Origin of the sequence: Streptomyces sp. RK62, assembly GCF_018070255.1 — a bacterium.
GTDB classification, from domain to species: domain Bacteria; phylum Actinomycetota; class Actinomycetes; order Streptomycetales; family Streptomycetaceae; genus Streptomyces; species Streptomyces nigra.
Genome location: NZ_JAGPYD010000019.1, coordinates 82,836 through 97,596 on the forward strand (window position 1 = coordinate 82,836; position 14,761 = coordinate 97,596).

Sequence of the window (14,761 nt, forward strand, 5' to 3'; positions counted from 1 at the left end):
GTACTAGTCCTCGTCGTCGGGGCGGGCCGGGTCCAGCGTGATGCCGCCCGTCGGCCGGCCCGTGGGGTCGGTCGTGGGCTTCTGGGTGGTCGGCTCGTCCGTCGGTTCCTGTGTCGTGGGTTCGTCGGTCGGTTCCTGGGTCGTGGGCTCGTCCGACGGTTCCTCGGTGGTGGGCTCGTCGGTCGGTTCCTCGGTGGTCGGCGTCTGCGACGGCGTCGGCGTCCAGGTGGGCCGGACTCCGGCGCCCTGGTCGGTCTGGAGGCTGAACCGCGCGTCGGGCCTGGTCACGCCGAACATGTACGAGGCCCAGATCTTCGCCGGGAAGCCGCCGCCGTTGACGCGGTCGAAACCGCCGGCGCCGTACATCTTGGTCTGCGCGTGGGTCTTGGCGTCCTCGCCGAACAGGCCGACCGAGGTGACCAGGTCGGGCGTGTAGCCGGTGAACCAGGCGGACTTGTTGTCGTCGGAGGTGCCGGTCTTGCCGGCGACCTTCTGCCCGCTGCGCTTGGGGTTGTTCGCCACGGCCTGGCGGGCGGTGCCGTCGTCGACCACGCCGGTGAGGACGGAGGTGACGGTGTCCGCGGCGCGGCGGGAGATGACGCGCTCGCCGATGGGGTCGGGGATCTCGACCTTGCGGGTGTTGTGCTCGGCCTCCTTGAGGATGCCGGGGGTGACCTTCACACCGTGGTTGTCGAGGGTGGCGTACACGCCGGCCATCTGGAGCGGGCTGGCGCCCATGGTGCCCAGGGTCTGGGCGGGTACGGCCTGGGCGTCCTCGGTGTCCATGCCGAGCGCGCCGGCGACGGCCATGACGTCCTTCATGCCGACGTCGACGCCCATCTGCGCGAAGACGGAGTTGACGGACTTGTTCATCGCCGTCTGCACGGTGATGTCGCCGTAGTCCTGGTCGTCCTCGTTCTCCGGGGCGAAGCCGACCTTGGCGCCGCCGTCGACGACCGGGCGCTTGCTGGTGCCGTCGTACACCGTGTCGGCGGTGATCGGGTCGCCGTCCTGGGTCTGCGCGGCGTTCTCCAGGGCGGCCGCGAGGATCACCGGCTTGAAGGTGGAGGCGGGCTGGTAGTCGGCGCGGGTGGCGTTGCTCGTGTAGTGCTTGAAATAGTCCTCGCCGCCGTAGAGGGCGACGATCTTCCCGGTCTTGGGGTCGACGGAGACGGCGCCGGCCTGGATGTTCTTGTCGACCTTGCGCTTCTTCGGGTCGAGCTGCCGGGTGAGTTCGGCCTTGACGGCCTTCTCCAGCGCGGCCTGCCGCTTCTTGTCGACGTTGAGGGTGATGGTCCAGCCCTGGTCGACGACGGCGGCCTCGGCCTGGGAGCGGGTGAGGCCCTGCTGCTCCATCAGCTGGTCCTCGAGCTGACGGTTGGCCAGCTCGATCAGATAGCCCTTCTGGCCCTCGCGGCCCGCGGCGGGCTTGGGCTCCCTGGGCACCGGCAGCTTGGTCATCTCCTGGCGTTCGGAGCGCTTCAGCCAGCCTTCCTCGACCATGTTGTCGAGGACGTAGTTCCAGCGGTTGGTGACGAGCTTCTTGCCGGTGTCGGAGGCGCTCGACCAGTCGTACTGGCTGGGCGCCTGGAGGAGGGCGGCGAGGTAGGCGCCCTGCTCGACGGTCAGCTTCTCGGCGTCGACGCGGTAGTACGCCTGGGCGGCGGCCTGGATGCCGTAGGCGCCGCGGCCGTAGTAGCTGGTGTTGATGTAGCCGGCGAGGATGTCGTCCTTGGTCATCTGGCGGTCGACCTTCAGGGAGATGACCATCTCCTTGAGCTTGCGGCTGACCGTCTGCTCCTGGCTCAGGTAGTAGTTCTTGACGTACTGCTGGGTGATGGTCGAGCCGCCCTGCGCGCCCTTGCCCATCGCGGTGTTGAGCAGACCGCGGGCGGTGCCCTTCAGGTCGATGCCGTGGTCGTTGTAGAAGCTCTTGTTCTCGGCGGCGACGAACGTGTACTGGACCTTCTTCGGGACCTTGGACAGGTCGACGATCTCGCGGTTCACGTCGCCGGCGCGGGCGAGGACGCTGCCGTCGCTGTACTTGTAGACGTTGCTCTGGCGCTGCGCGGCCTGGGCGGCGGCGTTGTCGCCGGGGACGTCGACGTACAGGTAGAGCGCGATGAAGGAGCCGATGGCGAGCAGGCAGGTGCCCAGGAAGGTCCCGAGGATCTTCTTCCAGGTGAACAGCCGGCGTATCCGGCCCTTGCCGTCGCGGCCGGCGCCCTTGGCGGCGCGGCGGGCGGCGGCGCGGCCTCCGCCGGACTCGGACGGTGTGCCGACGACCGTCGGCCCGTCGTCTCCGGTGTGCGGGGGCACCCCGGAGGAGCGCCGGGGCGCGGCGCGGTGGCCACTGCGCCCGCGCGCTCGTCTCTCTTCCGCTCGTCCCATGGTTCGTTCCGCTCCGCTTCGCTTGGGTGTGCGCTCCTGACACACGGGTTCGCCGCTTCCGGTCAGCTCCGAAAGCTAACACCGGAAGTTGTGACAAAGGGCTGCCGATCCGGGCTTTTACGGACGTGACAATCAGCACCCACCCCAACGGAACCGACGGCTCAGGGGGCTTCAAGGTTGCCCGCGTGGGGTAATCTGATATCACTTAGCTAGATGGATGAGAGCACCAACGAACGGGGGCACCACCATGCCGAACGACAGGAACGACAGAAACGCCGCGGCGGCGGACGTGCCGGAGATGCCCGCGCCGCGGGTGCGCGAGTTCGCCGCCCACAGCATCGGCGGCGGGCTCGCCCTGCTGCTGGGACTGGTCGGGCTGCTGGCGGGCGCGGGCCTGATCGCCGGGGCCACCGCGGTCGAGGGGGCCGGCGGCAAAGCGGCCCTGATCGTCGCGGGCGTCCTGGTCTCGATCGCCGCACTGCTCGCGATGTCGGGGCTGAACATGGTCGCGCCGGGCGAGGCCCGGGTGGTCCAGCTCTTCGGCCGCTACCGGGGCACGATCCGGCAGGACGGACTGCGCTGGGTGAACCCGTTCACCTCGCGCACGAAGATCTCGACGCGGGTGCGCAACCACGAGACGGCCGTCCTGAAGGTCAACGACGCCTACGGCAACCCGATCGAGCTGGCCGCGGTCGTGGTGTGGCGGGTCGAGGACACCGCGCAGGCCACGTTCGAGGTGGACGACTTCCTGGAGTTCGTCTCCACGCAGACCGAGGCGGCCGTGCGGCACATCGCCATCGAGTACCCGTACGACGCCCACGACGAGGCCGGTCTCTCGCTGCGCGGCAACGCCGAGGAGATCACCGAGAAGCTCGCCGCGGAGCTGCACGCGCGCGTGGAGGCCGCGGGTGTGCAGATCATCGAGTCGCGCTTCACGCATCTCGCGTACGCTCCCGAGATCGCCTCCGCGATGCTCCAGCGCCAGCAGGCCGGCGCGGTCGTCGCGGCCCGCCGGCAGATCGTCGACGGTGCGGTGGGCATGGTCGAGGCGGCACTCGCGCGGATCAACGAGCGGGACATCGTGGAACTGGACGAGGAGCGCAAGGCGGCGATGGTGTCGAACCTGATGGTGGTGCTGTGCGGTGACCGGGCTCCGCAGCCGGTCCTCAACACCGGGACGCTCTACCAGTGACGGCTTCCGCCGGGGGCTCCGCCCCGCAGGGCCGGCCGCAGCGCAAGCAGGTGCTGCTGCGGCTGGACCCGGCCGTGTACGAGGCGCTCGCGCGCTGGGCGGGCGACGAACTGCGCTCCGCCAACGCGCAGATCGAGTTCCTGCTGCGGCGCGCGCTGGCCGAGGCGGGCCGGCTGCCCGGCGAGGCGGGGCCGATCCCCCGCCGGGGCCGGCCCTCCGCGCGGCCGCCCGAGACGCCGTAGCGGAACCGTGACAATCGGCCCTCACCTCGGCCTTCACACACCCTGACGACAACTGCACACCGTGCGTATACACGCCGGGTATACACCCCGTGTAGTGTCCTCGGCATGTCCATCGGTCACACCCTTCTAGGGCTCCTTGAGTCGGGCCCCCGCCACGGTTACGACCTCAAGCGGGCCTTCGACGAGAAGTTCGGTCACGACCGGCCGCTCCACTACGGCCAGGTCTACTCGACGATGTCCCGGCTGCTGAAGAACGGCCTCGTCGAGGTCGACGGGATCGAGCCCGGAGGCGGGCCCGAGCGCAAGCGGTACGCGATCACCGACGCCGGTGTCACCGACGTCCAGCGGTGGCTCGCGACCCCGGAGAAGCCGGAGCCGTACCTCCAGTCGACCCTCTACACCAAGGTCGTCCTCGCGCTGCTGACCCGGCGCGACGCGGCCGACATCCTCGACACCCAGCGCGCCGAGCACCTGCGGATGATGCGCATCCTCACCGACCGCAAGCGCAAGGGCGACCTGGCCGACCAGCTCATCTGCGACCACGCGCTGTTCCACCTGGAAGCCGACCTGCGCTGGCTGGAGCTGACCGCCGCCCGCCTCGACAAGCTGGCGGAGGTGGTGGTCAAGTGACTCCTCCCCCCGGCTCCCTGCTCGCGGCCTCCGAGCTGCGCAAGGCCTACGGCCCGACGGTCGCCCTCGACGGCGCCGACTTCTCCATCCACCCCGGCGAGGTCGTCGCCGTCATGGGCCCCTCCGGCTCCGGCAAGTCCACGCTGCTGCATTGCCTGGCCGGCATCGTCCCGCCCGACTCCGGGTCCATCGTCTACAACGGACGCGAGCTGGCCACCATGAACGACTCCCAGCGCAGCGCCCTGCGCCGCTCGGAGTTCGGCTTCGTCTTCCAGTTCGGCCAGCTCGTGCCCGAGCTGACCTGCGTGGAGAACGTCGCCCTGCCGCTGCGGCTGAACGGCACCGGCCGCAAGGAGGCCGAACGGACCGCGCTGACCTGGATGGAGCGCCTGGAGGTCGACGACCTGCGCAAGAAGCGGCCCGGCGAGGTCTCCGGCGGTCAGGGGCAGCGCGTCGCCGTCGCCCGTGCGCTGGTCACCAGCCCGCGTGTGCTCTTCGCGGACGAGCCGACCGGTGCGCTCGACTCCCTCAACGGCGAGCGTGTGATGGAGCTGCTGACGGACGCCGCCCGGTCCACGAACGCCGCCGTCGTGCTGGTCACCCACGAGGCACGGGTCGCCGCCTACTCCGACCGCGAGATCGTCGTCCGCGACGGCAAGTCCCGGGACATGGAGCGCGTCGTATGAACGTGCGTCAGTGGGCCAGGGACCTCGGCATGGGGGTTCGGTTCGCCTTCGTCGGCGGCCGTGAGGGCTGGGTCCGTGCCCTGCTGACGGCCGTCGGCGTCGGCCTCGGGGTGGCGCTGCTGCTGCTCACCACCGCGATCCCCAGCATGCAGTCGGTCCGGCACGACCGGGAGAGCGCCCGCGCCGACGTCGACTACAGCGAACTCGACAAACGGCCGAACGACCACAGCCTGATCGTCGCGGACGTCGACACGGACTGGCGGGACAAGGACATCCGGGGCCGCGCCATCGAGCGCGAGGGCGCGAAGGCACCGCTGCCGCCGGGCGTCGACCGCTTCCCCGCGCCCGGCGAGATGCTGGTCTCCCCCGCCCTCGAACGGCTTCTGAAGTCGGACGACGCCAAGCTGCTGCGTGAGCGGCTGCCCGAGAAGATCGTCGGCACCATCGGCGAGAGCGGACTGGTCGGCTCGCAGGAACTCACCTTCGTCCGGGGCGGCGAGGGCCTCGCGCAGGCGATCGACGGCGCCCGGGTCGCCCGGATCGACCGGTTCGGGGACACCAGCCCCACCGAGACCCAGACCGACCCCGTGCTGCTCCTGCTGGTCATCGTCGTCTTCGTGGTGCTGCTCATGCCGGTCGGCGTGTTCATCGCCGCGGCCGTCCGCTTCGGCGGCGAGCGGCGCGACCGGCGGCTCGCGGCGCTGCGGCTCGTCGGCTCCGACGGACGTATGGTCCGCCGGGTCGCGGCCGGCGAGGCGCTCGCGGGCGCTGTGCTCGGCCTGGTCTTCGGCACCGTCTTCTTCCTCATCGGACGCCAGGTCGCGGGCTCCGTCGAGGTGTTCGGCATCAGCGTCTTCCCGAGCTATCTGAACCCCTCCCCCGCGCTGGCCCTGCTCGTCGGTCTCGCGGTGCCGGCCGCCGCCGTGATCGTCACCCTGTTCGCGATGCGCGGCGTGGTGATCGAGCCGCTCGGCGTCGTCCGGACGGCGAAGCCCGCGCGGCGCCGGCTGTGGTGGCGGCTGCTCACGCCGCTCGCCGGTCTGGCCATGCTGTGGCCGATGATCGGCCAGGGCCGCACCAACGGAACCTTCAACGCGTACCTGGTGATCGGCGGTGTGCTGCTGCTGCTCATCGGTGTCACCACCCTGCTGCCCTGGGTCGTCGAGGCGGTCGTCGCCCGGCTCGGCTCGGGCGGTGTGGCCTGGCAGCTCGCCGTCCGCAGGCTCCAGCTGAGCAGCGGCACGGCGGCCCGCATGGTCAACGGCGTCGCGGTGGCGGTGGCCGGGGCGATCGCCCTGCAGATGCTGTTCGCCGGTGTCGAGAGCGACTACACCAAGGACAGCGGCAAGGACGTCGCCCGGGCCCAGATGGAGGTGTCGCTGTCGCGGCACACCGGGATCGGCCCGGCGGCGGAGCGGTTCCGCGGCACCGAGGGCGTCGAGAAGGTCTTCGCCTACGACCGTGGCTATGCGGGCGACCGGCGCAAGGAACCGGAGAAGGGCCTCGAGTTCAGCGTCGGCGACTGCGCGTCGCTGCGCGAGGTGGCCACCCTGCCCTCCTGCAAGGACGGCGACGCCTTCTACGTGTCCGACGCCGAGTGGGACACGGACACCCCGAAGCTGGCGAAGCAGCCCGGCCGGACGATGTACCTCGACCCGTCGTACGAGGGCGGACCGCGGCGCGCGGAGATCGCCTGGAAGATCCCGAAGGGGCTGAAGCCGGCCCACGCGCGTCAGGACCTCACGGGCGGCGAGCGCGGCGGCGTCCTTCTCACGCCGAAGGCGGTGGACCCGTCGATCGCGCCCGCGCTGCGCGGCCAGGTGTACCTCCAGCTCGACGAGTCCGTGCCGAACGTGCACGACCTGGCGCGCAACACCGCGGCGGCCGTCGACCCGCTGTCGAACCCGATGAACTGGTACCGCACGGAGACGTCCACGCGCTACGCCACCATCCGCACCGGCCTGTTCGTCGGCGCCGTCTGTGTCCTGGCGCTGATCGGGGCGAGCCTGCTGGTCTCCCAGCTGGAGCAGTTGCGGGACCGCAAGAAGCTGCTGTCCTCGCTGGTCGCCTTCGGCACCCGGCGGCGCACCCTGAGTCTGTCGGTGCTGTGGCAGACGGCCATCCCGATCGCCCTCGGACTGCTGCTGTCGGCCATCGTCGGCGTGACGCTGGGCACGGTCCTGCTGAAGATGACGGAGACGCCGGTCACCATGGACTGGGGCAGCATCCTGTCGATGACGGGCGTCGGCGCGGCCGTGATCATCGTGGTGACGCTGCTCAGCCTGCCGCCGCTGATGCGGCTGATGCGCCCGGACGGCCTGCGCACGGAGTGACGCCCGTCCTGCCCCGGCCGGTGGCCGTACCGTCTCGCGCGGTGCGGCCACCGGTCGTACGTGTTCGGGCGGGCTGTGCCAGGATCGGTCGGGTCCGAACCCCAGGAGCGCGCGTCATGTCCCTCGACTCCCTGAAGTCCCGCCTACCGCACTACGCCCCGGACCTGCGGCGCAACCTGGACGCCGTGTTCGGCCGTCCGCGCCTTTCGGCGCAGCAGCTGTGGGGCACGGTGCTCGCCACCGCGATCGCCTCCCGCTCCCCGGTCGTGCTGCGCGAGCTGGCGCCGGAGGCGAGGGCGAACCTGTCGCCGCAGGCGTACACCGCGGCGAAGTCGGCGGCCGCCGTGATGGCGGTGAACAACGTCTTCCACCGTACCCGGCATCTGCTGTCCGACCCCGGCTACGGCGACCTGCGCACGGGTCTGCGGATGAACGTCCTCGGCGATCCGGGCGTGGCCAGGGTCGACTTCGAGCTGTGGTCGCTGGCGGTGTCCGCGATCAACGCCTGCGGTGCCTGCCTCGACGCGCACGAACGGGTGCTGCGCAAGGCGGGCGTGGACCGGGAGACGGTCCAGGAGGCGTTCCGGATCGCGTCCGTGATCCAGGCCGTCGGCGTCACGCTGGACGCCGAGGCCGTGCTGACCGACATCGAGTAGACCCCCGCTCAGGCCTTGGGCGCGGGGACCTCGGTGTCTGCGGGGCCCTCGCCGGGGCCGTCCGCCGCCTCGACGGGACCGCCCACGGGCTCGGGGACGGCAGGTTCCGGCACGGCCCGTCCGCTCTCCAGGTCCAGCTCCAGCGAGTACCGCCGCAGATAGCCGACGATCGTGTTGGTCACCGCGACCAGCGGGACGGCCACCACGGCGCCGCCGATACCGGCCACCATGCCGCCGGCCGCCACCGCCAGCACGACCGCGAGCGGATGCACGCGGACGGCGCGGCCGAGGATGAACGGCTGCAGGATGTGCCCCTCGATCTGCTGCACTGCGAGCACCACGACGAGCGTCATCACGGCGGTGAAGACACCCTGGGTCACCAGGGCGACGACCACCGCGAGCGCGCCCGACGCCACGGCGCCGACCAGCGGGATGAAGGAGAACAGGAAGATGAACACGGCCAGCGGCACGGCCATCGGGACGTCGAGGAAGTAGATGCCGATGCCGATGAAGACGGCGTCGATGAGGGCGACCACGACCGTGCCGCGCACATACGCGGTGAGCGTCGCCCAGGCCCGCGGTCCGGCGCCGGCGACACCGGGCCGGGCGGCGGCCGGGACCAGCTTGAGGGTCCACTGCCAGATCCGCTTGCCGTCGTAGAGCAGGAACAGCGTCGAGAAGACGGACAGCAGGATGCCGGTGAGGGCCTCGACGATGACCGTCACGCCTTCGAGGCCGGCGGAAGTGATCTCGTCGGTGTTGGCGCCGACGGCGTCCCGCAGGTTCTCCGCGATCTCGTTGATCTGCTTGTCGGTGACGTGGAACGGGCTGTTGAGCAGCCAGTTGCGCAGCTCGTCGATGCCGTCCTGGATCTGGTCGGACAGGTCGTCGATGTTCTCCATGACCTGCCAGCTCACGAACCAGCCCATCAGCCCGATGACGACGAACCCGAGGATCGCGGTGAGGGCGGTGGCCAGTCCGCGCGGGACGCCGCGCCGGGTCAGCCAGGCCACCGAGGGCTGCATCAGCGCCGTCAGGAGCAGGGCGATGACGAAGGCCAGCACGACCAGCTGGACCGCGCTGATGATCCGCATCAGCACCCAGAGGGTCCCGGCGAGGACCAGCAGCCGCCAGCCCGCCTCGGCGGCGACCCGCATCCCCCACGGCACGGCCTGGGCGGGGTCGGGGCGCGGGGGCGCGCTGACGGGCGCCCGCTCGGGACGCCGCGGCGCGGTGCCCTTGGACATGGGGACGTCACCGGCCGCGGGTCCGGCGGACGGCCGGTCGGCGGGGAGCTCGTCGCTCTCCCGCTCCGCCGCGGCACGGCGTTCGTTCAACCGCTCGCTCATCTCGGTCAGTCCGGCTCCGAGCCGGCCGAGCCACCCTGGCACTCGTGACATGATCCGTCCTCTTCCCCCGTCCGTGCCCACCACTCCTCCCCGGAGCCGGTCCGACGCTACAGGGGCGGCGCGCGGCAACGCGAAAGCCCCTCACCTGAAGACGGTGAGGGGCGATGCGGGGTTGAGCGGCGGGCCTAGTACCAGTGGTTGGCCTGCCAGAAGCTCCATGCGCCACAGGGGCTGTCGTAGCGCTCGTTCATGTAGTTCAGGCCCCACTTGATCTGGGTGGCCGGGTTCGTCTGCCAGTCCGCGCCGACGGACGACATCTTCGAACCGGGCAGGGCCTGGAAGAGGCCGTAGGCGCCCGAGGACGGGTTCACGGCCCGGTAGTTCCAGCTGGACTCGTGGTCCACGATGTTGCTGAAGCACTGGAACTGGTCGGCCGGCACCATCTGGCGGGCCATCGCCTGGATCTGCGCGATCGTGTAGGAGCTCTGGACGGGGAAGTCGGCGGAGGACCGGGAGGCCTTGGACTGGGCCTCTTCACGCTCCTTGGCTTCCTTGGCCGCCTTCTCCGCCTTCGCGGCGGCTTCCTTCTTCTCGATCGCGCTCTGGGCGGCAGCCTTGCGGGCCGCCTCCTCGGCGTCCTTCTTGGCGCTCGCGTCCGCGGCGATGGCCTGGACGTCCGCCTGCGCCGACAGGGACTCGGTCTGCACCTGGGCCTGCTGGCCCGCGGGTATGTCCGCGAGGAGCGTCGTCTCGGCTGCCGTCGCCTCGGCGTCGTTCGTCTGCGCGGTGCTGCCCGAGGCAACGCCGACGACGCTTCCGACAGCGGTGACCGCGGTGGCCGACGCCACTGCGAATCCCCTGACCGAAATCGGACTCACACGGTTTCCTTCCAGCATCGCCCGCTTCGGTGACCCTGGCGGACGCAATCGTGCCCCTGGCGCTGGCCTCCCAACTGCGGGGTCACGGGAGGCACGGACCCGCTGGGCAACTCCCTTGCGGGGAGCGCCGCGTGTTGACTCGGGCGGCATACGACGTCGCTATGCAGTTGGTGGTGCTGCTGTGGCGCCGTACCGCTGGGGGCACGGCTGTGTCGTATGCGGGGCCTGACAGGAGTGAGACTCTGCCGCACCCGCACACCGCAAGGCAATTCTGTGTTGCGTGTGAAAGCTCACACCCAGTTTGCCCCTCGGCTTTTCCGGAAAGCGGCACACGCCAAGGCGCCGCCCGGCTAGGCTCTTCGCCTTTCCGAACGGCGCCAACTGACGCGTAACCGCTATGAAGTTGGGCAGCTCTCCGCAGGAGCGTGCAGACCCGTCAGATCTGCCCGTCCTCGAGCATTTCGGTCACAAGGGCGGCGATCTGGGACCTCTCGGACCGGTTCAGCGTGACGTGGGCGAACAGCGGGTGTCCCTTCAGCTTCTCGACGACGGCGACCACTCCGTCGTACCGGCCGACGCGCAGGTTGTCCCGCTGTGCCACGTCATGGGTGAGAACGACCCGTGAGTCGGCGCCGATCCGGGACAGGACGGTCAGCAGAACGTTTCGCTCCAGCGACTGCGCCTCGTCCACGATGACGAACGCGTCGTGCAGCGAGCGTCCGCGGATGTGGGTGAGGGGAAGCACCTCCAGCATCCCTCGCGCGGTGACCTCCTCGATGACCTCGCGGCTGGTGACCGCGGAGAGGGTGTCGAAGACCGCCTGCGCCCAGGGGCTCATCTTCTCGGCCTCGGTGCCGGGCAGATAGCCGAGCTCCTGCCCGCCCACCGCGTACAGCGGCCGGAAGACCATCACCTTCTGGTGCTGACGGCGCTCCAGCACGGCCTCCAGTCCCGCGCACAGCGCCAGGGCCGACTTGCCGGTGCCGGCCCGGCCGCCCATGGAGACGATCCCGACGTCCGGGTCGAGGAGCAGGTCGAGCGCGATCCGCTGCTCGGCGCTGCGCCCCTTGATGCCGAACGCCTCCCGGTCGCCGCGCACCAGACGGACGTTGCCGTCGGGGGTGACCCTGCCGAGCGCCTTGCCGCGCTCGGAGTGGATGGTCAGGCCCGTGTGCACGGGGAGGGCGGCGGCTTCGGGCACATGGACGCGGCCCTCCTCGAAGAGGATGTCCACCTGCTCGCCCGGGAGGGTCAGTTCGGACATGCCGGTCCAGCCGGAGGAGTCCGTGATGGCCAGTTCCGCGCGGTACTCCTCGGCGAGGAGTCCGACGGACGAGGCCTTGATCCTCAGCGGCAGGTCCTTGGACACGACCGTGACGTCGAACCCCTCCGCCTGCAGATTGCGGGCGACCGCCAGGATGCGGGAGTCGTTGTCCCCCAGGCGGTAGCCGCTGGGCAGCACGCTGGGGTCCGAGTGGTTGAGCTCGACACGGACGGTCCCGCCGAGGTCCCCCGTGGGGATGGGGGAGTCGAGACGGCCGTACCGGACCCGGAGGTCGTCGAGCAGGCGCAGGGCCTGCCGGGCGAAGTAGCCGAGTTCGGGATGGTGCCGCTTGGCCTCCAACTCCGTCACCACGACGATGGGGAGCACGACCTCGTGCTCGTCGAAGCGGCTCAGGGCGTTCGGGTCGGCCAGCAGGACGCTGGTGTCGAGAACATAGGTGCGCCGGTCGGGCTTGTGGCGCTTTGTGCTGGTCACCACGGAAGGACGTACCCCCTCGGATGAGGTCGGGGAGCGACGGAGTGGAGCTGGACCGGTCGTCGGCCTCGGTGCACGTCCCGCACGGGCCGGAAACCGGCCCTCCACTGCTTCGTCCGTGCCGTCACCGCACGGTCGGGCTGGTGCAAAGGGCCTCCCGGGCGGACGGCTCCGGCGCCGTCCGCTGAGATCCGACACCCGTGGTTCGGGCGTCGACCTGCTTGGTCTATGCCCTCGAACACGCGCCGCCATGCCGACGCATATGACGGCGCGCCGGTGAACTCCTCTTTACGTCCGTCCCCGCCGGCTCACGCGGGGGTGTGGTGTCAGCCGCCGTAACGGCGGTGCCGTGCCGCGTAGTCGCGCAGGGCACGCAGGAAGTCGACCTTGCGGAAGGCCGGCCAGAAGACCTCACAGAAGTAGTACTCCGAGTGGGCCGTCTGCCACAGCATGAAACCGGACAGCCGCTGTTCACCGCTGGTGCGGATCACGAGGTCGGGGTCGGGCTGGTCGCCGGTGTAGAGGTGACGGCCGATGAGGTCGACGCTGACGGACTCGGCGAGCGCCTCCATCGAGGTGCCCTTGTCGTTCGCCTCGACGATCATCGAGCGCACGGCGTCGGCGATCTCCTGCCGACCGCCGTATCCGATGGCCACGTTGACGAGTATTCCGTCGACGTGGGCGGTGGCCTCCTCGGCCTCCTTGAGCGTGGTCTGCATCGGGCCGGGGAGCAGGTCCGGGGTGCCGACGTGGTGCACGCGCCAGCGGCCGTCGGCGGCGAGGGTGCGGACGACGTCCTCGATGATGCCGAGCAGGGGGACGAGTTCCTCCTGGGGGCGGTCGAAGTTGTCGGTCGACAGCAGCCAGAGGGTGACGACCTCGACGTCCGTCTCGCTGCACCAGCCGAGGAACTCCTCGATCTTCTCGGCGCCGGCCCGGTGTCCGTGCACGGTGGAGGAGCCGGCGGCCTTCGCCCAGCGACGGTTGCCGTCCATGATCACGCCGATGTGCTTGGGCACCTGAGCGTGGTCCAGGTGGCCTTCCACCCGGCGTGCGTACAGCCTGACCAGCAGGCCGCGCAGCCTGTCGCGCAGGTTCACGTGATTGTCAGCCCCTCCGTACGGATGCGGTCCCCGCGCATGGAGCGTACCGGGGTTCGGGGCGGGTGCGTCCCGGGGGGCGGGCCTGGAACAGTCCTGGAACAGAAGAGGGACCGGTCCCCGGAACTGGGGACGGGCCGCGCCCGGAACAGAAAACGGGCCGGTCCGTGGGGGGGAGACGGACCGGCCCGAGGGGGGGTTTCCACCATAACCCTTCGTAAGTGCTGCCGCGTGCATCAGCGCGACACAACTACGCTCCGGAGTCGCCCGGCGACGGCGGGATGAGAGGCAAAACGATCCCTCGGGACAGGGACGCGGCGAGGTACACACCTGTGACCAGGGAAAACGCGGATCGCGTGGCCGGTAATGGTGGGTTTGGCCGGTTGTGTGCGCCGCTCGGCCATCCGAGGAGCCGTCCCTCCCAGGGGTGACCCCGGCCGCGAACGTCCGCTTGACGCTCCGGAATCGATCCCGGAGGCGGGTCACAGCAGGGCAGGGCACCGCGCAGCCCCCTCCACCGCGCGGTGCCACCGCGCAGCTTTGCTTACGCGAATTGCCTTGGTCCGAACTTACGGGACAGCTTCACGGAAAGCGAGCCGACCCCCATAACAATGTGGAAAAGGTGAGGGCTCCTTGGATACCGAGGCCGGAACCCGCACCGGACCCTTGAATGTACGATTCGCACTGTTTGCCGCAAAGGTGGCTACCCGCAGTCGGAGTCTCCGTCCCCCGGCTTGCGTGCGACGAACAGATGCCGCGTGCTGTGCGCCACGAAGGGGCCCTCGGACTCGATCCGCTCGTGCAGGGCGCGCAGCCGGGGCCGGCACGCCTCGACCGTGAAGCCCGGCACCATCCACACCACCTTGCGCAGGAAGTGGACGACGGCGGCGATGTCGTGGAACTCCACCCGCAGGGTCTCGGCGCGCAGATCCACGACCTCCAGGCCCGCGGCCTCGGCCTCGGCGCGTTCACGGTCCGGGTGCCGGGCGTCGCGCACCTCGTCCGGCTGGGGCCCGAGGAAGTACTCGACCAGCTCGAAGACGCTGCGCGGGCCGACGTGCTGGGCGAAGTAGGTGCCGCCGGGCCGCAGCACCCGGGAGATCTCCGCCCACGGGGCCCGGACCGGGTGCCGGCTCGACACCAGGTCGAAGGCCGCGTCGGCGAACGGCAGCGGCGCGTCCTCCGGCACGGCGACGACCGCGACCCCGCGCGGGGCGAGCAGCGCGGTGGCCTGGGTGACGTTCGGCGGCCAGCCTTCCGTGGCGACGGTGAGCGCGGGGGTCTTCGGGGCCCGTCCTAGGGCGAAGTCGAGGACCTCCCCTCCCCCGGTCTGCAGATCGAGCGCGGCCGTGGCGGCGGCCAGACGGTCCGCCAGCGACACGGCGTACCCCCAACTGGGCCGCTCCTCGGTGGCCCGCCCCTCGAACCACGAGAAGTCCCAGCCCTCGGTGGGCACGGCGGCGCCCTCCGCGACGAGTTCCTCGAACGACCTGCTGCCCTGTCCCATCCGGGCATGGTCGCAGGGCGTTGTCGGTGGCCGCTGAT

12 protein-coding genes are annotated in these 14,761 nt (G+C 70.6%); 6 read left to right on the forward strand and 6 right to left on the reverse strand.

The genetic code is table 11. The features are described from left to right. Positions 1 to 3 precede the first annotated feature (3 nt). On the reverse strand, positions 4 to 2,391 hold the full coding sequence (locus KBY32_RS30935; protein ID WP_210982418.1) for a transglycosylase domain-containing protein: 2,388 nt from the start codon (positions 2,389 to 2,391) through the stop codon (positions 4 to 6). A 247-nt stretch (positions 2,392 to 2,638) separates the two neighbouring features. On the opposite strand from KBY32_RS30935, the gene KBY32_RS30940 reads away from it, so the two are divergent. From KBY32_RS30940 to KBY32_RS30965, 6 genes are all read left to right on the forward strand, one after another. Beyond that, positions 2,639 to 3,583, forward strand: coding sequence for an SPFH domain-containing protein (locus KBY32_RS30940; RefSeq protein ID WP_210982419.1), 945 nt, complete (start codon positions 2,639 to 2,641; stop codon positions 3,581 to 3,583). Further along, complete coding sequence (locus KBY32_RS30945; RefSeq protein ID WP_055621793.1) at positions 3,580 to 3,825, forward strand: hypothetical protein; 246 nt, start codon at positions 3,580 to 3,582, stop codon at positions 3,823 to 3,825. The genes KBY32_RS30940 and KBY32_RS30945 overlap by 4 nt, the downstream gene beginning before the upstream one ends. Before the next feature lie 105 nt (positions 3,826 to 3,930). Then, the gene (locus tag KBY32_RS30950; protein ID WP_015658114.1) at positions 3,931 to 4,455 is read left to right on the forward strand and encodes a PadR family transcriptional regulator; all 525 of its coding nucleotides are present in this window, start codon (positions 3,931 to 3,933) and stop codon (positions 4,453 to 4,455) included. Next, entirely contained in the window at positions 4,452 to 5,141 is a 690-nt protein-coding gene (locus KBY32_RS30955) for an ABC transporter ATP-binding protein (protein ID WP_055621791.1), read from the forward strand. The genes KBY32_RS30950 and KBY32_RS30955 overlap by 4 nt, the downstream gene beginning before the upstream one ends. Further along, positions 5,138 to 7,474, forward strand: coding sequence for an ABC transporter permease (locus KBY32_RS30960; protein WP_210982420.1), 2,337 nt, complete (start codon positions 5,138 to 5,140; stop codon positions 7,472 to 7,474). The genes KBY32_RS30955 and KBY32_RS30960 overlap by 4 nt, the downstream gene beginning before the upstream one ends. Before the next feature lie 116 nt (positions 7,475 to 7,590). Then, positions 7,591 to 8,130: a carboxymuconolactone decarboxylase family protein gene (locus tag KBY32_RS30965; RefSeq protein ID WP_210982421.1), complete on the forward strand. Its 540-nt coding sequence runs from the start codon at positions 7,591 to 7,593 to the stop codon at positions 8,128 to 8,130. Between the two features lie 8 nt (positions 8,131 to 8,138). Here KBY32_RS30965 and KBY32_RS30970 read toward each other — a convergent pair whose 3' ends face one another. The 5 genes from KBY32_RS30970 to KBY32_RS30990 all read right to left on the reverse strand — a co-directional run bounded on the left by KBY32_RS30970 (position 8,139) and on the right by KBY32_RS30990 (position 14,723). After that, positions 8,139 to 9,530 carry an AI-2E family transporter gene (locus KBY32_RS30970; protein ID WP_210982422.1) on the reverse strand — a complete coding sequence of 464 codons (1,392 nt, stop codon included), beginning with the start codon at positions 9,528 to 9,530 and terminating at the stop codon, positions 8,139 to 8,141. Positions 9,531 to 9,664: 134 nt separating this feature from the next. Then, on the reverse strand, positions 9,665 to 10,375 hold the full coding sequence (locus tag KBY32_RS30975; RefSeq protein WP_079033616.1) for a transglycosylase SLT domain-containing protein: 711 nt from the start codon (positions 10,373 to 10,375) through the stop codon (positions 9,665 to 9,667). A gap of 418 nt (positions 10,376 to 10,793) precedes the next feature. After that, positions 10,794 to 12,119, reverse strand: coding sequence for a PhoH family protein (locus tag KBY32_RS30980; protein ID WP_055621787.1), 1,326 nt, complete (start codon positions 12,117 to 12,119; stop codon positions 10,794 to 10,796). A gap of 323 nt (positions 12,120 to 12,442) precedes the next feature. Next, positions 12,443 to 13,216, reverse strand: a complete 774-nt coding sequence (locus KBY32_RS30985; protein ID WP_055621786.1) for an isoprenyl transferase — start codon at positions 13,214 to 13,216, stop codon at positions 12,443 to 12,445. A 703-nt stretch (positions 13,217 to 13,919) separates the two neighbouring features. Continuing rightward, complete coding sequence (locus KBY32_RS30990; RefSeq protein WP_210982423.1) at positions 13,920 to 14,723, reverse strand: methyltransferase domain-containing protein; 804 nt, start codon at positions 14,721 to 14,723, stop codon at positions 13,920 to 13,922. Positions 14,724 to 14,761 lie beyond the last annotated feature (38 nt).

Excerpts from the sequence above, each read along its gene's own strand:
- KBY32_RS30935 (WP_210982418.1), bottom strand. The coding sequence starts at position 2,391 with ATGGGACGAGCGGAAGAGAGACGAGCGCGCGGGCGCAGTGGCCACCGC.
- KBY32_RS30940 (WP_210982419.1), top strand. The coding sequence starts at position 2,639 with ATGCCGAACGACAGGAACGACAGAAACGCCGCGGCGGCGGACGTGCCG.
- KBY32_RS30950 (WP_015658114.1), top strand. The coding sequence starts at position 3,931 with ATGTCCATCGGTCACACCCTTCTAGGGCTCCTTGAGTCGGGCCCCCGC.
- KBY32_RS30960 (WP_210982420.1), top strand. The coding sequence starts at position 5,138 with ATGAACGTGCGTCAGTGGGCCAGGGACCTCGGCATGGGGGTTCGGTTC.
- KBY32_RS30965 (WP_210982421.1), top strand. The coding sequence starts at position 7,591 with ATGTCCCTCGACTCCCTGAAGTCCCGCCTACCGCACTACGCCCCGGAC.
- KBY32_RS30970 (WP_210982422.1), bottom strand. The coding sequence starts at position 9,530 with ATGTCACGAGTGCCAGGGTGGCTCGGCCGGCTCGGAGCCGGACTGACC.
- KBY32_RS30975 (WP_079033616.1), bottom strand. The coding sequence starts at position 10,375 with ATGCTGGAAGGAAACCGTGTGAGTCCGATTTCGGTCAGGGGATTCGCA.
- KBY32_RS30990 (WP_210982423.1), bottom strand. The coding sequence starts at position 14,723 with ATGGGACAGGGCAGCAGGTCGTTCGAGGAACTCGTCGCGGAGGGCGCC.